This window comes from Streptomyces sp. NPDC046859, assembly GCF_040645135.1.
In the GTDB taxonomy this organism is placed as follows: Bacteria; Actinomycetota; Actinomycetes; order Streptomycetales; family Streptomycetaceae; genus Streptomyces.
On the sequence record NZ_JBEYXR010000032.1, the window covers coordinates 39,102 to 63,131 of the forward strand.

Sequence of the window (24,030 nt, forward strand, 5' to 3'; positions counted from 1 at the left end):
CAGTGCACGTACGGCCCTTCCTCCCTCCCCCACGATGAATCGGAGTCGCCGTGAAGCACCCCACACCCGTGCCCCGACGCACCCTGCTGACCGCGTGCGGCGCGGCTCTCGCGTCCGTCCCGCTCCTGAACGCCCCGCCCGCCGCCGCCCGTCACGCGGCGGCCGGACTCGACGACCCGGCGAAGAAGGAGGTCGCCATGCAGCTCGTGTCGAGCGCCGAGAACTCCTCGCTCGACTGGAAGGCGCAGTACCGCTACATCGAGGACATCGGCGACGGCCGCGGCTACACCGCCGGCATCATCGGCTTCTGCTCCGGCACGGGCGACATGCTCGACCTGGTCGAGCTGTACGCGGACCGCCGCCCCGGCAACATCCTCGCCCGCTACCTGCCGGCCCTGCGCCGGGTGAACGGCACCGACTCGCACGACGGGCTCGACCCCGACTACCCGCGGGACTGGGCGCGCGCCGCCGGGGACCGGGCGTTCAAGACGGCGCAGAACGACGAGCGGGACCGGGTGTACTTCGACCCGGCCGTCCGCCAGGGCAAGGCGGACGGACTGCGCGCCCTCGGCCAGTTCGCCTACTACGACGCCATCGTCATGCACGGCGACGGCACAGACCCCACGAGCTTCCGCAGCATCCGCCGCCGCGCCCTGGGCCGGGCCCGCCCGCCCGCCGAGGGCGGCGACGAGACCGCCTGGCTCGACGCCTTCCTGGACGCGCGGGTGTGGGCCATGAGGCAGGAGGAGGCGCACAGCGACACCAGCAGGGTGGACACCGCCCAGCGGGTCTTCCTGCGCGCGGGCAACCTCGATCTGCGGACCCCGCTGGACTGGAAGGTGTACGGCGACAGCTTCCACATCGACTGACCGGGGGCGGGCCGCCGCCTCCGCAGCCGGCGGCCCGCACACCCCGAACCGGTCATAGAATTGATCTATGAGCTCATAGACCGGACCCGTGTACCGGGTAAGGTTTGCCTTAGTTTAGGCTTCCCTCGAGTCGATCTATCGCCTCTCGAAGGGAACCTGATCATGCCCCGCCCCCTGCGGGTAGCCATCGTCGGAGCCGGCCCCGCCGGGATCTACGCGGCCGACGCGCTGCTCAAGTCCGAGGTGGCCGCCGAACCCGGTGTGTCCATCGACCTGTTCGAGCGGATGCCCGCGCCCTTCGGACTGATCCGCTACGGCGTGGCCCCCGACCACCCGCGGATCAAGGGCATCGTCACGGCCCTGCACCAGGTGCTCGACAAGCCGCAGATCCGCCTCTTCGGCAACGTCGACTACCCCAATGACATCAGCCTGGACGACCTGCGCGCGTTCTACGACGCCGTGATCTTCTCCACGGGCGCGACGGCCGACCGCGAGCTGCGCATACCGGGCATCGACCTCGACGGCTCGTACGGCGCGGCCGACTTCGTCTCCTGGTACGACGGGCACCCGGACGTGCCGCGCACCTGGCCGCTGGAGGCGGAGAAGGTCGCCGTCCTCGGTGTCGGCAACGTCGCGCTGGACGTGGCCCGCATCCTGGCCAAGACCGCCGACGAGCTGCTCCCGACGGAGATCCCGCCGAACGTCCACGAGGGCCTCAAGGCGAACAAGGCCGTGGAGATCCACGTGTTCGGCCGCCGCGGCCCCGCGCAGGCGAAGTTCTCCCCGATGGAGCTGCGGGAGCTCGACCACTCCCCCACCATCGAGGTCATCGTCGACCCCGAGGACATCGACTACGACCCGGGCTCGATCGAGACGCGGCGCGGCAACAAGCAGGCCGACATGGTCGCCAAGACGCTGGAGAACTGGGCGATCCGCGACGTCGGCGACCGGCCGCACAAGCTGTTCCTGCACTTCTTCGAGTCGCCCTCGGAGATCCTCGGCGAGGACGGCAAGGTCGTGGGCCTGCGCACCGAGCGCACCGCCCTCGACGGCACCGGCAACGTCAAGGGCACCGGCGAGTTCAAGGACTGGGACGTCACCGCCGTCTACCGCGCGGTCGGCTACCTGTCCGACAAGCTCCCCAAGCTGCCGTGGGACATCGACTCGGGCACCGTCCCCGACCAGGGCGGCCGGGTCGTCCAGGAGTCCGGCGAGCACCTGCGGTCGACGTACGTCACCGGCTGGATCCGGCGTGGCCCGGTGGGCCTCATCGGCCACACCAAGGGCGACGCGAACGAGACCGTGGCGAACCTGCTGGACGACTTCGCGAACGGCCGCCTGCAGACGCCGGCCTCGCCCGAGCCGGAGGCCGTCGAGACGTTCCTGGCCGAGCGTGAGATCCGCTTCACGACGTGGGAGGGCTGGTACAAGCTCGACGCCGCCGAGAAGGCGCTGGGCGAGCCCCAGGGCCGTGAGCGCGTGAAGATCGTCGAGCGCGAGGACATGCTGCGGGAGAGCGGCGCGTAAGCGCGCACACGCGAGCACGACAGGAAAGGGCCGGGGCCGCGAACCCCGGCCCTTTCCCATGGGAACAGCGGGCCGCGAAGATCACCTCCTGCCGGCCTCCCCGGGCGTTCTCGCTTCTCGAACCCGGGACGAAGAGGGACTCGGCACGACGGAGCGGCCGGGCATCGTCCAGGGTGCCGTCGCGGCGGCCGTGCGCGGGGAGTTCGGCGCCGTGCGGTTCACCGAGCCGACCCGGGGCGGCGAACCGTTCGTCAATTCGCTCATGGCGCGGCACTTCCGCCTCGACGCCACCGTCCTCGCCCGGGGCAATCGAGGAGTTCGGCGACGGACTCCCCCGTCGACGGCCGCCGCGGGCATACCCCCACCGAGGCTGCCGCGTCTCACGTTTCCGTGAAGTGGACGGCACAGTCGGCATGGTTGTATACACTCCTGATCTTCACACAAGCTTCATACAGGCGGGATGTTTCTCCATGCGCATACGCACGATCGCCACGACGGCCGTCGCCGCCGGCGCCCTCGCGGCCCTGACCGCCGCCCCGGCCCAGGCCACCGAGTACTCGTCGGCGCTGAAGGTCCGTGGCGTCCAGTACGACGCGCCCGGCAGCGACTCCAACAGCTGCAGCACCGGGAACACCGACGAGGAGTACCTGACGGTCAAGAACTACTCGTCGGGCTCCACGGTCGATCTCAAGGGCTACGTGGTGAAGGACAAGGCCGGCAACAAGTTCACGTTCACCCGCAGCCACTACCTCCAGCCGGGTGACTACGTGAAGCTCCGGGGCGGCCGCGGCACCGACTCCGACGCGGGCAACGTCGTCTACCGCAACAACTGCAACTTCATGTGGAACAACGACAAGGACACGATCTACCTGTACAAGCCGTCGGGGGCGGGTGCCGACTCGCACTCCTACACCAAGAGCCAGAACGACCGGGACGGCAACGGGTACATCACGTTCCACAGCTGACCGGCCGACCGGCCGACGAGGGGACCCGTCCCGATGCGGATGGTGGACGGGTCCCGCTCACCGAGCCATTGTCACGGCCGCCCACGACCCGGACCACGAGTGAGCGCCGGCCGGTCGGTGCGCGCGACACACACCCCGTGTGCACCCCCGCTGACCCGTTCCGGGCGCGCGGTGACGATACTGGACGGAGCACGCGCCCCCGGCCACAGATGGACTCATGCCCAGCTCCTCCCGCACCCGCCCCATGACTCCCCCCACCGTGTGGTCGGCCCGCGGCCGGCACCGAGGACCCGCAGCGCGGGACGACCTGCTGACCGCCCTCACCCGGCACAAGGACAGCGGCACCCTCGACGACTTCCGGGAACGACCCGGCCCCGACGGAAGCGACGCGACGGCCTTCGAGGCCCGCTGGCGGGTCGCCGGCGCGGTGACCGTCCGTGCCCGGCTGGAGCTGGCGGAGAGCGGCGGCGACGCCCGCGTGTGGACGCTCGCCGCGGAGGCCGAGGCACCCTGGGACCCCCGGTGGCCGTCCCCGGCCGCCCTGTTCTGGCCCGAGGAGGACGACGCGCCCTGGGCGCACGACGCAGCCACCGGCCTCCCCCTGGGCACCGTCAACCTCCTGCCCACGGACGACAAGGCCGTACGGCGCCTGCTGCGGGACGCCGTCCGGGACGGCGGGAGCGTCCACGTCCTCGTCCACGAGGCCATGACCACGGACGAGCGCGGCCGCACCCCGCTGGCCGGCATGCTGCCGCCGGGCCTGCGGCACCGGGTGGTGGAGCACCGGGCCGTCCCCAGCCAGCTGCGCGTGGTCAACTACGCCCTGCGCGACCTCGGCCCGCAGCTTCCGCGCGGCGGCGCCGTCGTGCTCCCCGCGACCCCGGCGCCGTCCGGCTACGACCCGGACGACTTCACCGTCCGCACCGTCTTCCTGGACGGCACCGAGCCGGCCGAGCTCATCCACGCCGTCACCCGCTACGCGGCGCTGCCGCACGCGCTTCCGGCCGGCGCCGACGGCACCCTGACCGCGCTGCGCGACGACTGGAGCCTGCTCACCGTCGAGGAGGAACTGCGGCGCGAGCGCGAGCTGGTGCGGATGTACGCCGAGGCGCTCGACGCGATGACGAAGTCACGGGACCTGTACCGGGAGGCCGCCGAGGAGGCGCACGCCGCGCTGGCCGCGTTCCGGGAGTCCGCGGACGCCGTGGCCGCGCTGCCGCCCGCGCCGCCCGCAGACCCCGCCGCCTCCCCGCTCCAGCAGCTGACCCGCACCTTCGAACGGCTCAAGGCCTCGGCGTGGGTCCGCAAGCAGGCCACCGCCCCCGAGGAGGCCGCCGAACGGCCCCGGGAGAACGCCGACCGCTGACGGCCCGCCGTACGGCCTCTGCGCCGGATGCCCCGGGAAGGCGTACCGCAACGGTCGGAGGCGCTTCGGTGGGGCGCTGGACGGTTTCGTACGCCGGCCCGAGCAGGTGACCGGGCTCGATCGCGCGTCTTCCGTCCTGACGGGTGACGTGATGCGGCCGGGTGACCGCCGTCATGCCATGTGCGCGGCGTGAGGGGGAATCCGACTTGCGGAGCGTGTGGCGTGCGCCACCGCCGGGAGGAGGACCCCGTGGAGCTGAGCACCACATGGATCGTCGCGGCGGCGGCCCTGGCGGCCGTCGTGCTCGCCGTGGCCGTCGCGGTCCTGACGCGTCTGGTGCGCACCCGGCGCATGATGCGCCGCGCCGGGCTGCCGACCGGCCCCCGCTGGGTCTTCTGGGGAGCCGTCCTGTATCTCGTGCTGCCCACCGATCTGATGCCCGATCCCGTGTATCTCGACGACGTCGGCGTGCTCTTGCTGGCACTGCGCACACTGCGCCGTTCGCCCGGGACGGGCCACCGGACGCCGTTGGTCACGGAAAGTAAGGAAACCAACCACTCGTTCGATTCGTTTAAGTAAGTGGAAACCGAAGGGCGTCGGGCAGCGTGACGCCGCTGGGTGACCAGGCTCGATCGGAGCAGCACCTGTGAGGGAGAGACGATGCAACCGTTCGCGCTCAACTACGCACGGCCGGCAGCGGAGTTGGATATCGCCGCTGTGTACGTCTACGACTCCGGTCTGCAGTTGAACGTGCTGTGTGACGGGCGCATAGCCGCCAGCGATCACGCGCTCCTGCGGGAATTGGGCACCACGACATCGACTGCGGGTTCCAAGACTCACTTCGACGACTGAACACAGGACGCCGAAGATGACCGTCTTGATTCTGACCAACGAAGAGGACGTGACGGCGGACATGGTGGTCGTGCACCTGAACGCCGCCGGCGTCCCGGTGGTCCGGCTCGACCCCGCCGACCTGACCGGTGATGTGGCGCTGTCCGGCGAGTACGCGCACGGCACCTTCCACGGCCATCTGTCGTCCGGTGGACGGCTGGTGGCCCTGAGCGGGCTGCGGTCGGTATGGGTACGCCGGCCGGGTGCCGCAGCGGCGCGGGCCGCCGCTCCCTCACCCTGGCTCGCGGAGGAGGGCGGTCAGGCCCTGTACGGGATGCTGCGGGCCAGCAACCTGCGCTGGATGAACCATCCGGACGCGGCCCGCCGGGCCCGCTACAAGCCGTGGCAGCTGCGGCTCGCCCAGCGCTGCGGGCTGGCCGTGCCCGCCACGTTGATCACGACGTTCCCGCAGGCGGCGAGGGAGTTCGCCGCGCGTCACCGGGATCTGGTGGTCAAGCCGGTGTCGGGCGCGCATCCGCAGGACCCGCCCCGGGCGGTGCCGACCAGCAGGGTGGCCCCGGACGCGGACTTCTCCGCGGTGGCGTTCGGTCCGACCCTGCTGCAGCGGCGGATCGCCAAGCGCGCCGACATCCGGCTCACCGCCGTCGGCGGGGAGTTGCTGGCCGCCCGCAAGCCGGCCGGTGCCGACGCCGAGGTGGACGTGCGGTTCGCGCCGTCCGACAGCCCGTGGCGGCCCGTCGAGGTGGGGGCGCGGGTCGCCGGGGGCGTCCACGCCTATCTGCGCGGGGCCGGACTCGCCTACGGGGCGTTCGACTTCGCCGAGGACGCCGACGGGACGTGGTGGTTCCTGGAGTGCAACCAGTCCGGTCAGTTCGGATTCGTCGAGGTGGACACCGGACAGCCGATCGCCCGGTCCATCGCCGAGTGGCTCGCCACCCCGGTGCCGGGACGGCCGGCACACAGTGGTGACGCGGACGCGACGATGGTCTGACGGGGCGAGTTCAGAACGACGCGGGCCCCGGCGGCAGGGCGGTGCGCTGCCAGACCGGGGCCGGCGCGGCCTGGCCTCCGGACACCGGCGGGCGGCCCGGGGACCGGAGCGGCTGAAGGACGAACTCCAGGTCCCTGCTCACCCGTTCCGCTTCCCGGCGCACCTGCAGGGGGATGTCGCCGCGCTCCGCGATGAGCCGGTCGTAGATGGGGGAATCCTGGAACACCCGTCAACGCGCCTTTCCTGTCGTAGCCCTGTGTGCATTTTGGGCACGGCGGTGAAGTCTAGGCGCCGACGCACACTGAAGTACGAATTCTGCCAGAGTGCTTGGACGGGCGACGAACCGGTGCTATGTGCCGGGCTCAGGTGCCTGTGGTGGAGCCCGGCCGCACGATCATCAGGACGGTGACCGTGGCCCACAGCAGATTGAAGACGCCGGTGAACAGGGCGAGCCGGACCGTCGCGGGCCGCTCGACGGTCCGCCCGGCGTCCAGTTCCTCCAGCAGTTCGTGCTGCCCGGGCAGGACGAACGCGATGAGGAGCCCGGCGGCCGCCGCCGTCAGTGTGATCGACGTGATGAGCCAGCCGCTGCCGAGCACGCCCATGGCCAGGGCGGTGGCGAGACCGAGCACCGGGACCGATATTCCGAGGGCCGCGTACACCCGGCAGATGCGGTGCAGCAGGCGGACCGTTCCCACCGCGACGGCACCGTCGGCGGCGGGGACGCGCCGCGCCGCGGGCGGGAACATGCTGGCGGCCACGGTGACGGGTCCGACGGCCACGATCGCGGCCAGGACGTGCAGGGTGAGCAGGAACGTGGTCATGGGGAGCCGGGTTTCCTCCGTGTCGGCGGGTGGTCGCGCCGCCCACGCTAGAGGTCGTCCCCGGCCGCGCACAGCGGCGTGAACGACAGCTTCCCACGGGTTCCCGCCAACCGCCTCCACCTGTGCCTCGACGGAGTCCACCTCCTGCGACCAGGTGTTCTGTGGGCGGCGGGAACCCGCCTAGGGTGGCCTCCATGCACACCGTGGCGATCCTGGTCCTCGACGACGTGGTGCCGTTCGACATGGCGGCGCCCTTCCAGATCTTCAGCTGGGCGCGGCTGCCGGACGGGCACCGCCCGTACCGGGTCCGGCTGTGCGCGGAGCGGCCGGAGGTGCGGACGGAGGGCTTCGCCCTGCGCATCGACCGGGGGCTGGACGGGCTGGCGGACGCGGACACCGTCGTCGTGCCGGGCACCGACCACTCCGGGCGGCCCTCGGACGCCGTCGTGGCGGCCCTGCGCGAGGCGGCCCGGGCCGGCACCCGGATCGCCTCCGTGTGCTCGGGCGCCTTCGTGCTGGCCGAGGCGGGGCTGCTGGACGGGCTGCGCGCCACCACCCACTGGATGGCGACCGACGAACTGGCCCGGCGCTTCCCGGCCGTGGCGGTGGAACCGGACGTGCTGTACGTGGACAACGGCTCCGTCCTCACGTCGGCCGGGGCGGCCGCGGGACTGGACATGTGTCTGCACATGATCCGCCGCGACCTGGGTTCGGCGGTGGCCGCGCACTGCGCGCGGATGTCCGTCGTCCCGCTCGAACGGGAGGGCGGGCAGGCGCAGTTCATCGTGCACGAGCATCCGCCGGTGCCGCGCGGCTCGGCGCTCGAACCGGTGCTGGAGTGGATCGAGGACAATCTGGCCGGGGAGCTCACCCTCGCCGTGATGGCGGACCGCTCCGGGATGAGCGAGCGCACCTTCAGCCGCCGCTTCCGTGAACAGACCGGGACCACTCCGCTCCAGTGGCTGCTGCGGGCACGGGTGCGGCGGGCCCAGTACCTGCTGGAGAACAGCGACCATCCGGTCGAACGAATCGCCCGGCAGGCCGGGTTCGGCTCGCCGACGGCGTTCCGTGAGCGCTTCCGGCGGGTGGTCGGCACCACGCCCTATGCCTATCGAGCCGCCTTCCAGGGAAGAACCGTCGCGGGAGCGTCTTCGGTAACGGTGGGATAAATCACCCGAGTCTGTATTGGCCTGCCGACAGTTGGGCAAGAGGTATCGATCCTCCCCCCAAGGACGGTGTAGCCCATGAACTGTTCCAGCCGACTCCTCTGCCTCCTCTACCTGGCCACGAGCGCCGGGCTCGCCTGGGTCACCGTCCTGGAGATCCGTTACGGCCCCGTGTGGGCGGCGTGCCTGTTCGCCGCCGCCAGCCTGGTGCCGGTGATCGCCGTGGTGCGCGAGACCGTGATCGGCGAACAGGACCAGTTGCTGCGGGAGTCGGCCGCTCCGGCCGGGCGGATCGGCGACGCCGCCGAGGCCATCGTGCGGGCCGAGCTCGACGCGGCGTGCTGCGAGCGGTGGTGGACCAGCCTCGGCAGTGAGCACGACCTGACCTGCCGGCACCGGATGCCGGACCGCAGCAGCGCCGCCTGACCGGTGGCCGGCTCAGGTCCGCCGTACCACCTCGACCGCCAGGTCGTTGTCGACCGTGTAGTAGGGGCGCACCGCGAACTCCCCGGCCGTTGCCGCGGGATGGACGAAGATCTCCTTGCGGTCCGCCACGTCGTCGAGCAGACGGCCGGCGCGGATCAGGGGGGCGTCGGCGCCGGCCCGGACGAAGACGTCCCAGACGCGGTCGCCCGTCCGGCCCTCGGGGAGCAGGTCCGTGTGGTCGACGGTGAAGGCGAGGTCGCGGCCGTCCGCCCCGGCCCGCGGTGCGGCGGTCCGCTCGACGCCCTTCCCGCCCCGCAGCCGCAGCCGCACCGAGGCCCCCGCGTCGAGCGAGGCGCCGTGCAGGCGGGCCCGGACGGTGGTGGACCGGTCGGTGACGTCGATGCCGGTGACCTCGGCGTGGGCGTCCCGCAGCCAGGTCCGCAGCGCGAGGTACCCGTCCTTGGTGACGTAGGGGATACGGACGGCGACCGGTGACGGCCGGTCCCGGAGGTGCCCGTCCACGAGGACCCGCAGGTCCCGCAGGCCGGGGCGCAACCGCACCCGCTCCCCGTCGGGTGCGGGCAGCAGATAGAGGTCCCAGCGGCCCTCGGGCAGCGCGGGCAGCGGGTTGAGGACGGCGCTCAGCCGTCCGTCGCCGCCGGCGGTGAGGTCGAGCGTCCGGAGGGTCTTCTCGGGCTCCCCCTTCTTGGGGCGCAGCCGCAGCAGCAGCCGGGGGGACGGGAAGGCCGCCGGGTCCGGCGGGGCGAGGTGGAAGGTGATCCGGCCGTCCGCGTCGGCCGTGCAGGCGGCGCGCGGCGCTGTGGCGAGTGCCGTTCCGGTCGTCTTGGTCATCGCTGTCCTCCGCGGATCGTGCGCCGGGCGGCGGAGGCCGCGGCGTAGGCGGCGTCCCGGGCGGCGAACCCATGGCCGGCCAGGGCCCGGCGCACGCGTGCGGGTTCCGGTGGCGCCGGGGGCCGGCCGGTCCGGCGGGCCGTCGCCGCCGCCTCGATCAGGCGCTCGGCCTGCTCGACCACGGGGGCGGGTCCGAAGCGCCGCGCGTTGCGCAGGGCCGTACGGCCCATGCGGCGGCGCAGTTCGTCGTCGCCTACGAGGTCCAGCAGGGCTGCGGCCAGGGCGTCCCGGTCGCCGACGGGCACGAGCCGTCCGTCGGCGCCGTCCTCGATGATCTCGGCGGGGCCGTAGGGGCAGTCGGTGCTGACCACGGGCAGTCCGCAGCGCATGGCCTCGACGATGGTCATGCCGAAGGGCTCGAAGTTGGCGGCGGTCGCGCCGATCGAGCCCTTGACCCACTCCGCCTCCATCGGGGCGGCGGCGCCCATCAGGAAGGCGTTGTCGCTCAGGCCGAGCCGCTCGATGAGCCGGCGCAGCCGGGTGTGCTCCTCGCCCCTGCCGTAGATGCGGAGCTGCCAGTCGGGGTGGGCGGCGGCGACCGGGGCGAACGCCTCGATGAGCAGGTCGTAGCGCTTGACGGGGACCAGCCGCCCGGCGGCGACGATCACCTTGGCGGTGCCGTCGGCGGGAGGCAGCACGGGGTCGGGCACGCTGTTGGGCAGGGCCTCCACGCGGACGCCGGGCAGCCGCATCTTGCGCCGGTAGGCGGCGGCGTCGGCCTCGGTGACGGTGGTGAGCACGTCGAGCCGGCGATAGGCGCGGCGCAGCGTGGTGCGCAGCCGGGGCGGGTGGTTGTCGAGGGTGAGGTGTTCCTGCCCGATGCGCAGGACGTGCTCGGGTGCCTGCCGTGCGAGGTGCACGTTGAGGCCGGGGCGGGTGCCGATGACGACCTCGGCGTCGGTGGTGGCCAGTGCCTCGGCGATCCGGCGGTCCGTCAGCTCGCTGTACTGGTGGTAGCGGTACTCAGCGACGGGGAAGACGCGGGCCGGCCGCAGATGCAGAGGGTGTTCCTTGTCCTGCCGCAGGTCCACCAGAGGGCGGAGCGACACGCGCGGGTCCAGCGTGTGGTTGGGGTGCTCGCGGTGCCGGAGCACCGAGACGATCTCCACCTCGTGCCGGTCGGCGAGCGCCTGGGCCAGGTTGAAGGTGGTGGTGATCGTGCCCCCTATCCCGTAGGCGTTGTGCAGCAGGAAAGAGATCTTCATGGTGGACTAGACCGCGTCGAGACTCCGTCAGTTGCCTTGCGTTATCGCACTGTTGTCTAGGGCCACATGGCCGCCGTGCAGCGCGGTGTACGCGCCGTCGCGGGCGAGGAGTTCCTCGTGGGTGCCGGTCTCCTGGATCCGGCCGTCGCCCATCACGACGATCCGGTCGGCGCCTCGCACGGTGGACAGGCGGTGCGCCACCACGAATGTGGTCCGGCCGCGCAGCAGACGGGCCAGGGCCTCCTGGACCAGTGCCTCGGAGCGGGTGTCCAGGGCGGAGGTCGCCTCGTCGAGGACGAGGACCCGGGGATCACGGATGAGGGCCCGCGCGATGGCCAGGCGCTGCTTCTGCCCGCCGGACAGGCGTGCGCCGCGCTCGCCCACCAGGGTGTCCAGCCCCCGCGGCAGGCGGTCCACGAACTCCAGCGCGTTGGCGTCCCGCAGGGCCGCCCGCACGGTCTCCTCGTCGGCGTCGTCCATGCCGTAGGCGACGTTCTCACGGACGGTGCCGTCGAACAGGATGGACTCCTGCGGCACGACCGACAGGAAACGCCGGTAGGTAAGCAGGTCGAGGGTGTTCATGTCGGTGCCGTCCACGAGGACGCGGCCGGCGGTGGGGCGGATGAAGCCGATCACGAGGTTGAGCACGGTCGACTTGCCGGCGCCCGACGCGCCGACGAGGGCGATGGTCTCGCCCGGCGCCACGGCGAGCGTGAAGTCCCGGACGGCGGGCCGTCCGCCGTCCTCGTAGGCGTGGGTCACGCCCTCGAAGGCACGGCGCCGCGCAGCGCGGTGAGTTCGTCCTTGCCTTCGTTGTCCTCCAGTTCGGGGGCCTGCAGGACCTCGCCGACCGAACGGACCGACTCCAGGCCCTTGGTGATGACGGGCGCCAGACCGGCCAGCGTGGTCGTGGAGTTGGTGAGGGTGGTCAGGAACGCGCTGAGCATGACGACGTCGCCGGGTGTGACGCCCCACACGCCGTAGTACGAGACCAGTGCCGCGCCGGCGAGGACCAGGACGCCGACCACGTTGAGCACGACCCAGGCGAGCGAGCCGAAGCGGCCGTTGACGAGGTCGAGCCGCATGCCGGAGGTGAGCAGCCGGCGCAGGGTGCCGTCCATGCGGCGCAGCGCCTTGCCCTCCAGGGGGCGGGTCACACGGCGTCGAGCTCGGCGAACTCCTCGACGGTGAGCCGCAGTTCGGCCGCGGCGAACGAGTCCCGGATGGTCACGGGCCGGCTGGAGCCCGGGATGGGCACGACCACCGGGGACTTGGCGAGCATCCACGCCAGGCAGACCTGCTGCGGGCTCACCCCGTGAGCCTCGGCGACCCGGGCGAACGGGGCGTAGGCGGAGCCGAGTTCACGGGCCCGGGAGATGCCGCCGAGCGGGCTCCACGGCAGGAACGCGATGCCGCGTTCGTCGCACAGGCGCAGCTCGGGCTCGCTGGAGCGGAAGGCCGGGGAGAACTGGTTCTGCACGGAGACGAGCCGGCCGCCGAGGATCTCGTCGGCCTCGCGGATCTGGTCGGGGTTCGCGTTGGAGATGCCCGCCATGCGGATCTTGCCCTCGTCGAGCAGGTCGCGCAGGGCGCCGACGGACTCGGCGTACGGAACCCGGGGGTCGGGGCGGTGGAACTGGTAGAGCCCGATGGCCTCCACGCCGAGTCGGCGCAGGGACGCCTCGCAGGCGTCCTTGAGGTGCCGGGGGCTGCCGTCCAGCGTCCAACTGCCGTCGCCCGGTCGCAGATGACCGCCCTTGGTGGCGACGAGGACGTCCTTACCGCGGTCGTGGGAGGCGAGGGCCTTGGCGATGAGGGTCTCGTTGTGGCCGACCTCGTCGGCGTCGCGGTGGTAGGCGTCCGCGGTGTCGATGAGCGTGACGCCCGCGTCGAGCGCGGCGTGCAGGGTGGCGAGGGACCGGGCCTCGTCCGGGCGTCCCTCGATGGACATGGGCATTCCACCCAGTCCGATGGCGCTGACCTCGACGTCCCCGATACGGCGGGTGTGCATGGGCTCGTGACCTCTTTCGCTGTCGCGCGGTGGTGAACGTTCCCGGACCTCACCAGCCTGACCGCCCGTGCCGCGCGAGGTCCAATAGAAGAAGGAGAACGCATTCAGCGACGGCGCCGCTGAATCGCCTGGCGGGTCCCCGCCGCCGGGGGCCGCAAACCGGGCCGCTTGCGCGGCGCCCGGGCCGGTGTGGCACGCTCGCCCGGTGGTTCCCGGCACTGTGAGAGGCGGCGGCATGCGCATCGGACTGCTCGGTACCGGCCCGTGGGCCCGGATGGCTCACGCCCCCGCCCTGAGCGGGCACGGCGAGCTGGACTTCGTCGGTGTGTGGGGCCGCCGTGCCGTTCCCACGAAGGAACTCGCCGACGCCCACGGCGTCCGCGCCTACGACGACGTCGACGCGCTGATCGCCGACGTGGACGCGGTGGCGGTGGCGCTGCCGCCGGACGTCCAGGCGGACCTGGCGGCGCGGGCGGCGCGGGCCGGCCGCCATCTGCTGCTGGACAAGCCGCTCGCGCCGACGGTGGCGCAGGCACGGGACGTCGTGTCGGCCACCGAGGAGACCGGGGTGGCCTCGGTGGTGTTCTTCACCGCGCGGTTCGAGCCGGAGATCGAGGACTGGATCGGCCGGCAGGCCGCCGCCGAGAGCTGGTTCACGGGGCGGGCCGAGTGGCTGGGTGCGGTGTTCGGCGGCGAGGACAGCCCGTTCGCGGACTCGCCGTGGCGGCGGGAGAAGGGCGCACTGTGGGACGTCGGCCCGCACGCCCTGTCGGTGCTGCTGCCGGTCCTGGGCGACGCCCGGCGGGTCGCCGCGGCCGCACACGGCCCGGGGGACACGGTCCACCTGGTCCTGGAGCACGCCGGCGGCGCCTCCAGCACGCTCACCCTGAGTCTCACCGCGCCCCCCGCGGCGGCCGGTGCCACGGTGGAGCTGCGGGGCCCGGCCGGGGTGACGCTGCTCCCGGAGTCCACCGCGACCGCGGTGGACGCGCTGCGCCGGGCCGCGGACGCCCTCCTGGGTGCGGTCCGCACCGGCCAGCCGCACGCCTGTGACGCGCGGTTCGGGCTGCGGGTGACGGAGATCCTGGCGGACGCGGAGGCCCGGCTGGGCGCCGGAAGCTGACGAGCGGGGTCGCCGGCGCGACGCGCCGGCGGCTTCTCGGCTCCTCGGCTCCTCGGCTCCTCGGCTCCTCGGCTCCTACAGGTTGTAGCCCCCGGACACCTCGATGGTCTGGGCGGTGACCCATCGGCTCTCGTCGGAGACGAGGGTGGCGATCATCGCGCCGATGTCGTCGGGCTCCCCGACCCGGCCGAGCGCGGTCCGCTCGGCGAGCGCCGGGACGATCTCCGGGAACCGGGTGAAGGCGTCGTCGCCGAGCCGGGTGCGGGTCGCGCCCGGCGCGACACCGTTGACGCGGATGCCGCGCGGGCTGAACTCCTTGGCCAGGCACCGGGTCAGGACGTCCAGGCCGCCCTTGGCCGCGGCGTAGGCGGAGTAGCCGGGCTGCATCCCGGAGGACGTGACGTTGCTGCTCGTGTTGACGACGGAGCCGCCGTCCGCCAGCAGCGGGAGCAGCGTCTGGGTGAGGAAGTAGGGGCCCTTCAGCAGCACCCGCGTCAGCCGGTCGAAGTCGTCCTCGGTCGTGTCCTCGAACATCGCGGTGTGGGCGATGCCGGCGTTGTTCACCAGGTGGTCGAAGGTGTCGCGCTGCCAGGTGTCCCGCAGGGCGTCCGTGACCGCGTCGCGGAAGGCCGGGAAGGTGGCGCTGTCACCGACGTCCAGCGGCAGGGCGACGGCGGTGCCGCCGGCCTTCTCGATCGCGGCGACGGTCTCCAGGCCGCCCTCCTTGTTCCTGCCGTAGGTGAGGACGACCCCGACGCCGCGCCGGGCGATCTCGAGGGCGGCGCCGCGCCCGATGCCGGAGCTGGCCCCGGTGACGATGGCGACCTTCATGACGTCTCTCCTTCGCGAGAAATGGTTCAAATCTGTCGCCCCGGCTCTCACCGGAACAACCTCGATGCCTCCATTCAAAGTCTCTGACCTGCGTAAACGCTAGAACGATCCTCCCGCGGACCTGCACGATCCTCTCGCGTGCGGGAACCGGGGCCCGCGGCGGTGCTGCAATGGGGAGATGGACCTCACCGAGCTCAAGGCGCTGCTGGCCCGGCACGCACGGCCCGACACCACGACCGCGATCGAGGGCGTCCATGTCGCGCGGATCGACCGGTCCGGGCCCCCGGCCCCCGAGACGTCGGGCACGATCCTCGCGGTCATCGCCCAGGGCGCCAAACGGCTCGCCCTGGGCGACCGCGTCTTCGAGTACGGCCCCGGCGAGTATCTGGTCGCGTCCGTCGACCTGCAGGTCAGCGGCCAGTTCACCCGGGCCGACCCCGAGCACCCGGCGCTGGGCTTCGGCATGGTCCTGGAGCCGTCGGCGGTCGCGGAGCTGCTGCTCCAGGCCGGGCCGGCGGCGGGCGCCCGGACCGGCGGGGGCACGCCCTCGGGGATCGCCGTCAGCACGGCCTCCGACGCGCTGCTGGACGCCGTGGTGCGGCTGCTGCGCCTGCTGGACGAGCCGCGCGACCGCGATGTGCTCGCCCCGCTGGTCAAGCGGGAGATCCTGTGGCGGGTGATCACCGGCGAGCAGGGCGCCACGGTGCGTCAACTGGGCCTGGCCGACAGCGGTCTGAGCCATGTCTCGCGGGCCGTGCGCTGGATCCGCGAGCACTATGCGGAGCCCTTCCAGGTCGAGGACGTGGCCCGGATGTCCGGCATGAGCACCTCCGCGTTCTACCGCAACTTCCAGGCGGTGACCGCGATGAGCCCCATCCGGTTCCAGAAGCAGATCCGCCTCCAGGAGGCCCGGCTGCTGCTGGCCACCCGGCCGGGCGACGTCACGGGCGTCGGCCGCAGCGTCGGCTACGACAACCCTTCGCAGTTCAGCCGGGAGTACCGCCGTCAGTTCGGGACCCCGCCCAGCCGGGACGCCGCCCGGCTGCGGCACGCGGCGCGTGGCGGGGCGGGCGCCCCGTCCTGAGCTGCTCGGCTAACGCGCGCCGGGCGGGCGGAAGTTGATCCGTTCGCTGACCACGGGGAAGCCCGCCTTGGCGAAGTGCGCGGCCATGGGGACGTTGCCCTGGTCGGTGGACGCGGTGACACGCTCGGCCCCGTGCCGGACCAGGTGGTGGGTGCACTCGGCGAGCAGGTCGTAGGCGTAGCCGTGGCCGCGCTGCTCGGGGACGACACCGATGAAGCCGATGGTCGGCCCGGACGGGTTGTGCGCGGGGATGTGGATGCCGGCCAGTTCGCCGTCGGGTGTCCGGGCGACCTGCCACCACTCCCGCGGGGAGGGGCACCAGTGGAAGAAGTCCAGCTCCTCCTGGGCGGCCAGGTCGAGGCCGCCCTCCTCGACGGCCCGCAGCGCGTGGGCGTCGAGGGTGGCGGAGTGGATGCGCCGCAGGGCGTCGAAGAAGACGGCGTCGTCGGGATCGGGCTCGAAGCGCAGCCGTCCAGGGCGCTCGGGCAGCCCCAGGTCGGGCGTCCAGCGGTACTGGAAGCGCTCGACGAGCAGGGTGTAGCCGGCCGCGCGTGCGGCGGCGAAGCGGGCCTCGGCGGCCGCCTCGAGGACGGGATCGTCCCGCCAGCCGCCGGGCAGGTTGATCTCCAGCTCGACCTGCCAGGGCGAGGTGCGCAGCAGCGCGGCGCCGGCCTCCTCCTCGCCCTCGGCGACATCGAACCAGTTGATGTTGACCGGCTCCTGGTCGTCCGGGCCGCCCCACCAGGCACCGCGGGCGACGACGGCCCCGTCGCGCAGGGCCACCCGCTTCCACTGGGGGCGGAACACGGTCTTCCGGTGCCCCTCGGCGGCGGAGAGCGGATCGGGGTGGGCGTCGAAGAGCGCGGCGTCGTCGGCGGTGAGCGTACGGATGACCGGATCGGTCATGAAGTCCTCCGGGTTGCGGACGGTGAAAGCCCCCGGACGGTACGTGGCCCTCCTCCACGCCGTCCACGGCATTTCCCCGGTCATCGCACCGTACGGGCGTTTCCGGGAGCGCTCTCAAGGGCTCGGAATGCCTTAAGGCTGCCTTAGACAAGGATTAAACGATCGTGCACGTTTTATGGCCATGGCCGTTTTCGCAGGTCAGAGCGATTTCGGTTCTGTGCGGACCTGTTGGCCCCTGTGGAAGCGATGCGTAACATCGGGGCCCATCGGCGGCACCGCCCCTTCTTTCAGAGAGCGCTCTCACGAGTGCCGGGAGCAGCCGCCCGATCAAGGCACCCGCTCGACACCCCCGGGAGACCCCCCACATGACATCCCGACACCAGCGTCCCCTCGGCCGCCGCCGGCTCCTGTTCGCCCTCGGCGGCGCGGCGGTCGCCGTCCCCGCCATCGCCACCGTGGCGCCGTACGCCCTCGCGGGGACGTCCGAGGACGGTGAGGCGAAGGCCGCGGCGGACACGCTGCCGCTGACGATCGTCAACGACAGCGGCGAGTTCGGCAACGCGAACGTCCACGTCTATGTCGTCGGCAACCAGGACGGGCGTCAGGTGCGCCTCACCCCGGACGGCACCCTCGCGCCGATCGCCTTGTCGGACAACGGTGCCGACGGCTTCACCGACTACGCGATCAGCCTCGCCGGGAGCGGCGAGACCCGGCTGTCCCTCCCCCACATGTCCGGCCGGATCTACGTGGCCCTCGGCGAGAAGCTCAAGTTCAAGGCCGTCGCCGACGGCAACGGCAACGCCGCGCTCCAGTACCCGGCCGGCTGGGTCTCCTCGGACCCCAACTTCCCGGTGCTGCACGACTGCGCGGAGTTCACGTTCAACTCCTCCGGGATGTTCTGCAACACCACCATGGTCGACATGTTCAGCGTCCCGCTGAGCATCCGGCTCACCGGCGAGAAGGACCAGACGACGGGCAGGCTGAAGGCGGGCGGGCGGGCGGGCGTCTTCGCCGCGGTCCGCGAGGCCGAGGACTTCGCCCGGCTCGTCGTGGACGACACCCGGGTCATCGCCCCCGGCCACGGCCTGGACGCCGGCCTGTTCGCCAAGGACTACTTCGCCCCGTACATCGACGAGGTGTGGAGCACGTACACGGGCCGGGACCTCACCGTGAAGACCAACGCGGGCACGTTCACGGGCCGGGTGCGCGGCGACCGCTTCACCTTCGACGGGCCCGCCCAGGTGTCCTTCGCCAAGCCGTCGACCCGTGACGTGCTGTTCTGCGACGGCAATCTGGCCGCCCCCAACGACGGCACCACCGGGCCGGTGGCGGCGATCCTCGGCGCCGGCTTCAACCGCTCGACGCTCCTGAGCCAGCCGGCCCAGCCGACGGCCGACCCCGCCGGGTTCTACGGCACCGGCCTCACCAACCACTACGCCAAGGCCGTGCACGCGGCCACCGAGGACGGCAAGGCGTACGGCTTCGCCTTCGACGACGTCGCCGACTTCGCCTCGTACATCCAGGACACGGCGCCGACCGGGCTGACGCTGACGCTCACGCCCTTCGCCTGAGCCGTCCGGCGCGGGGCGGCCGGGGTTTCCATCCCGCCCCGGAGAGGTACCCCGAGGGTCCGGGGTATCGGTGCCCAGCGGGCCTGCGGGGTCCTCCGGATGCAGGAGGCGCCCCGGCGATGAATGGTGGGTAGCAGACCCGATGACCGCACCGGGCCCGAACCGAAGATCCCCGGATCCGAGGAGCAGAGATGATGCCGACGTCCCAGCCCGAAGCGTCCGGGCCGTCCGAGGAGCGTTACACCCCGGACGACCTGCTCCACACCTACACCGGCACCGAGGTGTCACCCGAGGACATCGTGCTTGCCTCGGGCAAGGACCTCACCGCGGACAACCTGGAATGGGCCAAGCGCAAGATCGACGAGGAGGGGCGCGTCGCCCTGGAAAAGCTGCTGCCGTAGGAGTCCCCGCGCCCACGACCGCGCGGGCCGCCCCGGGTGGGAGCCGGTGCCCGGGGCGGCCCGCGCGCCGCCGTACGCCTGCCGTGGCTACTCGTCCAGGCAGACAACCGGCACGCGCTGCACGAGGTTGTTGGCGAACCCCCCGCGGTTCCAGGGCTGTTCCAGCGGCTGGGTGCGGCCGTCGGCGTCGGTCGCGCGGGCGCTGAGCACGTGCTCGCCGGGGACCGCGGTCCACGTGTACCGCCAGCGCCGCCAGGCCCAGCGGTGTTCGTTCCCCGGTTCCAGTTCCGCCTCCCGCCAGGTGGCGCCCGCGTCCGTGCCGACCTCGACGCGGGTGACCGGCGCGTACCCGGACCAGGCGCGCCCCTCCAGAGTCACCGGGCCGGGCCGCAGCACCCGGGAGCGGGACATGAAGTCGGGGAAGCCCGGCGGGACCAGCAGGGCGCGGGGGGCGATCCGGGTGACGGGCTCCCCCGGGTCCTCGGGGCGTTGCCGCAGCCGGTAGGCGGCGGTGTGCTGGAACCCGGTGAACGGCTCGTCGGCGACGGTGATGCCCCGCAGCCACTTGACGTGTGCCATGCCGTACCAGCCGGGCACGACCAGACGCAGCGGGTAGCCGTGCTGCGGCGGCAGCGGGGAGCCGTTCATCGCGTACGCCACCAGCACCTCGGGGTCCTCGCCCGCGGCCACCTCCATGGGCAGGGCCCGCTGGTAGTCCTGTTCGACTCCGCGTTCCACGCCGTGGTCGGCGCCGGTGAAGACGACGTCGACGGCCTCCGCCCGGACCGACGCCTCGGCGAGCAGCAGCCTCAGCGGTACGCCCGTCCACTCCGCGGTGCCGACGGCCTCGACAAGCCAGGGCTGGCTGACCGGCCGGGGGCTCAGCAGGGCCCGCCCGTTGCCGGCGCACTCCAGCGTGACCCGGGTGGTCACCCGCGGGAACGACGCGAGGTCGGCCGGGGCGAGGCTCAGCGGGCGCCGGACCCGGCCGTCGACGGTCAGCCGCCAGGGCGTTCCCTCGGGGACGTACGGGATGTCGTAGTGCGTGAGCACGTAGTGCAGGCCCGGCGGGGTGAGGTCGTGGCGCAGGGTCTCCAGCGGCTGACCGTGGTTGCGTGCGGCGAGCGCCAGCTCGTCCGGGCCGACGCCCTCGCCGGGGCCGGCCAGCCGGGCCGGTGCGCTCACGTCGGCGAGTCGGTGACCCATGAGCGCCATTATCCGCGCGGACCGGGCGGGCCGCCCGCCCGGACGGGGCCCGATCGGACGGTTGCCCGCTCACCCTTCCGGAAGGGGCCCACCGGCTGCCAGACTCCTGAGGTGCCCGACTACGACATGCTCGTCATCGGATCCGGACCGGGCGGCCAGAAGGCCGCCATCGCCGCCGCCAAGCTCGGCCGTCGCGTCGCCGTCGTGGACCGCCCCGACATGGTCGGCGGCGTCTCCCTCCACACCGGGACCATCCCGTCCAAGACCATGCGCGAGGCGGTGCTCTACCTCACCGGCCTCACTCAGCGCGACCTGTACGGTCAGAGCTACCGGCTCAAGGACGACATCACCGTCGCCGACCTGACCTCGCGCACCCGGCACGTGGTGGGCCGCGAGGTCGACGTCATCCGCAGCCAGCTCTCCCGCAACCAGGTCGCCCTGTACGCCGGCGTCGGCCGCTTCGTCGACCCGCACACGGTCGCCCTGCGCGAGGTCGCCGGCCAGGAGCGGCTGCTCACCGCCGAGCACGTCGTCATCGCCACCGGCACCCGGCCCGCGCGGCCCGCCAGTGTGGAGTTCGACGGCCAGACGATCATGGACTCGGACAACGTCCTGTCGCTGGAACGGGTCCCGCGGTCCATGGTGATCGTCGGGGCCGGGGTGATCGGCATGGAGTACGCGTCGATGTTCGCCGCGCTCGGCAGCAAGGTCACCGTGGTCGAGAAGCGCCCGGGGATGCTCGACATGTGCGACGTCGAGGTCATCGAGTCGCTGAAGTACCACCTGCGGGACCTCGCGGTGACGTTCCGCTTCGGCGAGACGGTCGCCGCGGTGGAGCGGCACGCCCGGGGCACGCTCACCGTCCTGGAGAGCGGCAAGAAGATACCGGCCGACGCCGTGATGTACTCGGCGGGCCGGCAGGGCCTCACCGACGAACTGGACCTGGCCGAGGCCGGGTTGACCGCGGACGCCCGCGGCCGGATCACGGTGGACGAGCACTACCGCACCGAGGTGCCGCACATCTACGCGGTCGGCGACGTCATCGGGTTCCCCGCGCTGGCGGCCACCTCGATGGAACAGGGGCGGGCGGCCGCCTATCACGCGTGCGGGGAGCCCGTCGGCCGGATGCACCACCTCCAGCCGATCGGGATCTACACCATCCCGGAGATCAGCTTCATCGGCCGGACCGAGGACCAGCTCACGGAGGACCGGGTGCCGTTCGAGGTCGGCATCTCCCGCTACCGCGAGCTGGCCCGCGGGCAGATCATCGGCGACTCGCACGGCATGCTGAAGCTGCTGGTCTCGCCCGGGGACCGCACCCTGCTGGGGGTCCACTGCTTCGGCACGGGCGCGACCGAACTCATCCACATCGGCCAGTCGGTGATGGGGTACGGCGGGACCGTCGACTACCTGGTCGACGCGGTGTTCAACTACCCGACACTTGCGGAGTCCTACAAGGTGGCCGCCCTCGACGCCACGAACCGGCTGCGGCAGATCGACCACATGGTGAACTGAGCGGCGGGCGGCGCCTACAGCTCCTCGTCGTCCACCACGTGCATCGCGGCCTCCTCGGCGCCGGCCGCCCCGGCGTCGATGCCCACGTCGCCGGCGACCTCCTCCTTCACGGTGTCGGTGTGCGCGCCCTCGTCCGGGGCGACCAGGCGGCCGGACCGCTCGTCGCCCGCCTCCGGGTCGACGGGTTCGCCCTCGCCGCCCGGCAGGTCGCCGATGCCGTCGCCGTCGGGCACCCCGATGTCCGGGACCTCCTCGGCGAGCCGCTGGTCGAGGCTCTCGCCCTCGTGCTGCTCGGCCGCGGTGGTGCCGTACTTGGTCACGCCGAGCGGCTTCTCCGGCGGTGAGTAGCCCTCGTCCAGGATGTCGTCGTACGTCCGCTCGTCGAGGGCGTCCTGCATGTCGAGCGGCGCCCCGTCCTCCTGCTCCTCGTTGCTGCCGGTGGGCTGGTACGCGTCGTCGGCCATCGGCTCGGGGGTGTTCTCGCCCATGCCTGCCTCCCTCACTCAGGCGCGGCGGCTGTCGTGCCCGCGCGTGTCCTGAACCGCGTTTCCCGAAGCGCCGTGTCCAACCCAGGAAGATCCCCGACGCCCCCGTACGGCCTCCCACTTGTGGCTATCATCTCTCGCACACACCGCGTGACCACCCTGCGACGCAACGGCGTACAGTGTCCGCCACTCCCATGTCGGCCGCCCCGGCCCGAGGTCATCCCTCGAGGTTGGTGGCGCTGTCCCACCCCCCACACTCTTTACGGCGCCGGGGCCGGGTCCCGTGCGCCGTGCACGACGGAAAGCGGCGCAGCCATGAGCAACCCCAGGGGCAGAGGGCTCCAGGCCAACGCCCTCGGCACCTTCGAGACCGTGGTGATGGCGGTCGCGGGCAGTGCCCCGGCGTACTCGATCGCCGCGACCACCGCGGTCCTGGTGGGCGCGGTGGGGCTCGCCAGTCCCGCCGCGCTGCTGTACTGCGCGATACCCATGCTGGGCATCGCGCTCGCCTTCAGCCGGCTCAACCGGATCGCCGTGCACGCCGGGGCCGGCTACTCCTGGGTCGGACGCACCCTGCACCCCTTCCTGGGCTTCCTCTGCGGCTGGGCGCTGGTCGTGTCGGCGACGATCTTCATGGTGGCGGGGTCGCTGCCGGCCGGCGCGATGACGCTGGCCCTCTTCGACGAGGGGCTCGCCCACGACACCGCACTGTCCACACTGGTGGGCGCCTGCTGGTTCCTGGTCATGCTTGTGGTGGTGCTGGGCGGGGCCCGGCTCACCGTGCGGGCCCAGTTCGTGCTGACGGGGGCCGAACTGCTCATCCTGGGGCTGTTCGCGGTGCTCGCCCTGTTCCGCGCCGACGGGGCCCGCGCGTTCGACTGGTCCTGGCTGGGCTTCGGGCACTTCGACGGGCTCGCCGGGTTCGCCTCCGGGGCGCTGATCGCCGCGTTCTACTACTGGGGGTGGGACGTCGCGAGCAACCTCAGCGAGGAGACCCGGGACAGCCGCCGGACGACGGGGCTGGCCGGTCTGGTCGGGCTCGGCGTCGTCTTCCTGCTGTTCGAGGTCTTCACCATCGCGGTCAACGTCCTCCTGTCGTCCCGGCAGATCCGGGAGAACGACGCGAACCTGCTGGCCGTGCTCGGCGAGGAGGTGTGGCCGGGCTGGGGCGGCAAGGTGCTGATCGGGGCGGTGATGCTCTCCACCGTCGCCACCCTGGAGACCACGCTGATCCAGGTGACGCGCTCCCTGTTCGCGATGGGCCGGGACCGGACGATGCCGGCCGCGCTCGGCCGGGTGCACCGGCGCTGGAACACGCCCTGGGTGGCGATCGCGGTCGTCGGGGTGGTGGCACCGGCGATGTTCGTCGCGTCCAACCTCCTCGGCACGGTGGGCGACATCCTCCACGAGGCGATCGCCGCGATAGGACTGCAGATCGCCGTCTACTACGGCCTGACGGGACTCGCGGCGGTCGTCGCCTACCGCGGGCTGCTGCTCAGGTCGGTGCGGGACTTCCTGCTCGGCGGGGTGTGGCCGCTGTTCGGGTCGCTGTTCATGTTCGCGATCCTCATCGAGTCGCTGGGCGAGCTGAGCGGCTGCGCGATCGGCATCGGCATCGGCGGTCTGGCGGCCGGCGTGATCCCGATGGTCTGGTACTGGCGGCAGGGCAGCGACTACTACCGGCCGGCCGCGCTGGACGCCACGCGGACCGTCGAGGCGGACTACGTGCCCGCCGCCCGTGACGGCTCCTCCTCCCTCGTCCACGAGGGCTCTCCCACCGACTTCTGACGGAGG

24 protein-coding genes and 2 pseudogenes are annotated in these 24,030 nt (G+C 72.4%); 16 read left to right on the top strand and 10 right to left on the bottom strand.

Annotation, left to right across the window (positions count from 1 at the left end):
• The first annotated feature begins 50 nt into the window (after positions 1–50).
• The 8 genes and pseudogenes from ABZ899_RS31905 (at position 51) to tgmB (ending at position 6,570) form a co-directional block, all read left to right on the top strand.
• Positions 51–869, top strand: a complete 819-nt coding sequence (locus tag ABZ899_RS31905; protein ID WP_361352962.1) for a chitosanase — start codon at positions 51–53, stop codon at positions 867–869.
• A 162-nt stretch (positions 870–1,031) separates the two neighbouring features.
• A complete protein-coding gene (locus tag ABZ899_RS31910; RefSeq protein ID WP_361352965.1) occupies positions 1,032–2,396 on the top strand; it encodes an FAD-dependent oxidoreductase in 1,365 nt (454 codons plus the stop codon).
• Positions 2,397–2,553: 157 nt separating this feature from the next.
• A pseudogene (locus ABZ899_RS31915) lies at positions 2,554–2,761 on the top strand (hypothetical protein); the annotation flags it as partial.
• A 105-nt stretch (positions 2,762–2,866) separates the two neighbouring features.
• On the top strand, positions 2,867–3,361 hold the full coding sequence (locus tag ABZ899_RS31920; RefSeq protein ID WP_361353097.1) for a lamin tail domain-containing protein: 495 nt from the start codon (positions 2,867–2,869) through the stop codon (positions 3,359–3,361).
• A gap of 217 nt (positions 3,362–3,578) precedes the next feature.
• Positions 3,579–4,727, top strand: a complete 1,149-nt coding sequence (locus ABZ899_RS31925) for a hypothetical protein (RefSeq protein WP_361352968.1) — start codon at positions 3,579–3,581, stop codon at positions 4,725–4,727.
• A 249-nt stretch (positions 4,728–4,976) separates the two neighbouring features.
• The gene (locus ABZ899_RS31930) at positions 4,977–5,306 is read left to right on the top strand and encodes a YkvA family protein (RefSeq protein WP_361352971.1); all 330 of its coding nucleotides are present in this window, start codon (positions 4,977–4,979) and stop codon (positions 5,304–5,306) included.
• A gap of 81 nt (positions 5,307–5,387) precedes the next feature.
• Positions 5,388–5,579, top strand: coding sequence for a putative ATP-grasp-modified RiPP (gene tgmA / locus ABZ899_RS31935; protein ID WP_361352974.1), 192 nt, complete (start codon positions 5,388–5,390; stop codon positions 5,577–5,579).
• A gap of 16 nt (positions 5,580–5,595) precedes the next feature.
• Positions 5,596–6,570: an ATP-grasp ribosomal peptide maturase gene (tgmB, locus tag ABZ899_RS31940; protein ID WP_361352976.1), complete on the top strand. Its 975-nt coding sequence runs from the start codon at positions 5,596–5,598 to the stop codon at positions 6,568–6,570.
• A 10-nt stretch (positions 6,571–6,580) separates the two neighbouring features.
• Here the strand turns inward: tgmB and ABZ899_RS31945 are convergent, their stop codons facing one another.
• The gene (locus tag ABZ899_RS31945; RefSeq protein ID WP_361352979.1) at positions 6,581–6,796 is read right to left on the bottom strand and encodes a hypothetical protein; all 216 of its coding nucleotides are present in this window, start codon (positions 6,794–6,796) and stop codon (positions 6,581–6,583) included.
• A gap of 136 nt (positions 6,797–6,932) precedes the next feature.
• Complete coding sequence (locus ABZ899_RS31950) at positions 6,933–7,394, bottom strand: DUF2269 family protein (protein ID WP_361352982.1); 462 nt, start codon at positions 7,392–7,394, stop codon at positions 6,933–6,935.
• Positions 7,395–7,588: 194 nt separating this feature from the next.
• Here ABZ899_RS31950 and ABZ899_RS31955 point away from each other — a divergent pair, with 194 nt between their 5' ends.
• Together ABZ899_RS31955 and ABZ899_RS31960 are read left to right on the top strand one after the other, a co-directional pair.
• Complete coding sequence (locus ABZ899_RS31955; protein WP_361352985.1) at positions 7,589–8,563, top strand: helix-turn-helix domain-containing protein; 975 nt, start codon at positions 7,589–7,591, stop codon at positions 8,561–8,563.
• 75 nt (positions 8,564–8,638) lie between these two features.
• Positions 8,639–8,986 carry a hypothetical protein gene (locus ABZ899_RS31960; protein ID WP_361352987.1) on the top strand — a complete coding sequence of 116 codons (348 nt, stop codon included), beginning with the start codon at positions 8,639–8,641 and terminating at the stop codon, positions 8,984–8,986.
• 12 nt (positions 8,987–8,998) lie between these two features.
• Here ABZ899_RS31960 and ABZ899_RS31965 read toward each other — a convergent pair whose 3' ends face one another.
• From ABZ899_RS31965 to ABZ899_RS31980, 4 genes and pseudogenes are all read right to left on the bottom strand, one after another.
• A complete protein-coding gene (locus ABZ899_RS31965) occupies positions 8,999–9,838 on the bottom strand; it encodes a transferase (protein ID WP_361352990.1) in 840 nt (279 codons plus the stop codon).
• A complete protein-coding gene (locus ABZ899_RS31970; protein ID WP_361352993.1) occupies positions 9,835–11,103 on the bottom strand; it encodes a glycosyltransferase family 4 protein in 1,269 nt (422 codons plus the stop codon). The genes ABZ899_RS31965 and ABZ899_RS31970 overlap by 4 nt, the downstream gene beginning before the upstream one ends.
• A 27-nt stretch (positions 11,104–11,130) precedes the next feature.
• A pseudogene (locus ABZ899_RS31975) lies at positions 11,131–12,248 on the bottom strand (ATP-binding cassette domain-containing protein); the annotation flags it as partial.
• Positions 12,249–12,256: 8 nt separating this feature from the next.
• The gene (locus tag ABZ899_RS31980; protein WP_361352995.1) at positions 12,257–13,114 is read right to left on the bottom strand and encodes an aldo/keto reductase; all 858 of its coding nucleotides are present in this window, start codon (positions 13,112–13,114) and stop codon (positions 12,257–12,259) included.
• A gap of 235 nt (positions 13,115–13,349) precedes the next feature.
• On the opposite strand from ABZ899_RS31980, the gene ABZ899_RS31985 reads away from it, so the two are divergent.
• Positions 13,350–14,237, top strand: a complete 888-nt coding sequence (locus ABZ899_RS31985; protein WP_361352997.1) for a Gfo/Idh/MocA family oxidoreductase — start codon at positions 13,350–13,352, stop codon at positions 14,235–14,237.
• Positions 14,238–14,312: 75 nt separating this feature from the next.
• On the opposite strand, the gene ABZ899_RS31990 is transcribed toward ABZ899_RS31985, so the two are convergent.
• A complete protein-coding gene (locus tag ABZ899_RS31990) occupies positions 14,313–15,068 on the bottom strand; it encodes an SDR family oxidoreductase (RefSeq protein ID WP_361353000.1) in 756 nt (251 codons plus the stop codon).
• A gap of 178 nt (positions 15,069–15,246) precedes the next feature.
• Between ABZ899_RS31990 and ABZ899_RS31995 the strand changes: the two genes are divergently transcribed.
• Positions 15,247–16,152, top strand: coding sequence for an AraC family transcriptional regulator (locus tag ABZ899_RS31995; protein WP_361353003.1), 906 nt, complete (start codon positions 15,247–15,249; stop codon positions 16,150–16,152).
• Between the two features lie 9 nt (positions 16,153–16,161).
• Here the strand turns inward: ABZ899_RS31995 and ABZ899_RS32000 are convergent, their stop codons facing one another.
• Positions 16,162–17,058 (bottom strand): GNAT family N-acetyltransferase, encoded by an 897-nt coding sequence (locus ABZ899_RS32000; protein WP_361353006.1) that lies wholly within the window; start codon positions 17,056–17,058, stop codon positions 16,162–16,164.
• A gap of 365 nt (positions 17,059–17,423) precedes the next feature.
• Here ABZ899_RS32000 and ABZ899_RS32005 point away from each other — a divergent pair, with 365 nt between their 5' ends.
• Both ABZ899_RS32005 and ABZ899_RS32010 read left to right on the top strand, forming a co-directional pair.
• Positions 17,424–18,629 carry a glycoside hydrolase family 64 protein gene (locus tag ABZ899_RS32005; protein WP_361353008.1) on the top strand — a complete coding sequence of 402 codons (1,206 nt, stop codon included), beginning with the start codon at positions 17,424–17,426 and terminating at the stop codon, positions 18,627–18,629.
• Between the two features lie 194 nt (positions 18,630–18,823).
• Positions 18,824–19,030 carry a hypothetical protein gene (locus ABZ899_RS32010; RefSeq protein WP_361353010.1) on the top strand — a complete coding sequence of 69 codons (207 nt, stop codon included), beginning with the start codon at positions 18,824–18,826 and terminating at the stop codon, positions 19,028–19,030.
• A gap of 87 nt (positions 19,031–19,117) precedes the next feature.
• Here ABZ899_RS32010 and ABZ899_RS32015 read toward each other — a convergent pair whose 3' ends face one another.
• The gene (locus ABZ899_RS32015) at positions 19,118–20,236 is read right to left on the bottom strand and encodes a sulfite oxidase (protein ID WP_361353013.1); all 1,119 of its coding nucleotides are present in this window, start codon (positions 20,234–20,236) and stop codon (positions 19,118–19,120) included.
• A 111-nt stretch (positions 20,237–20,347) separates the two neighbouring features.
• Between ABZ899_RS32015 and sthA the strand changes: the two genes are divergently transcribed.
• Positions 20,348–21,751, top strand: coding sequence for a Si-specific NAD(P)(+) transhydrogenase (gene sthA / locus ABZ899_RS32020; protein ID WP_361353017.1), 1,404 nt, complete (start codon positions 20,348–20,350; stop codon positions 21,749–21,751).
• Positions 21,752–21,765: 14 nt separating this feature from the next.
• Here the strand turns inward: sthA and ABZ899_RS32025 are convergent, their stop codons facing one another.
• Positions 21,766–22,239: a DUF5709 domain-containing protein gene (locus tag ABZ899_RS32025; RefSeq protein WP_361353020.1), complete on the bottom strand. Its 474-nt coding sequence runs from the start codon at positions 22,237–22,239 to the stop codon at positions 21,766–21,768.
• A 312-nt stretch (positions 22,240–22,551) separates the two neighbouring features.
• Here ABZ899_RS32025 and ABZ899_RS32030 point away from each other — a divergent pair, with 312 nt between their 5' ends.
• Positions 22,552–24,024 (top strand): APC family permease, encoded by a 1,473-nt coding sequence (locus ABZ899_RS32030; protein WP_361353023.1) that lies wholly within the window; start codon positions 22,552–22,554, stop codon positions 24,022–24,024.
• Positions 24,025–24,030 lie beyond the last annotated feature (6 nt).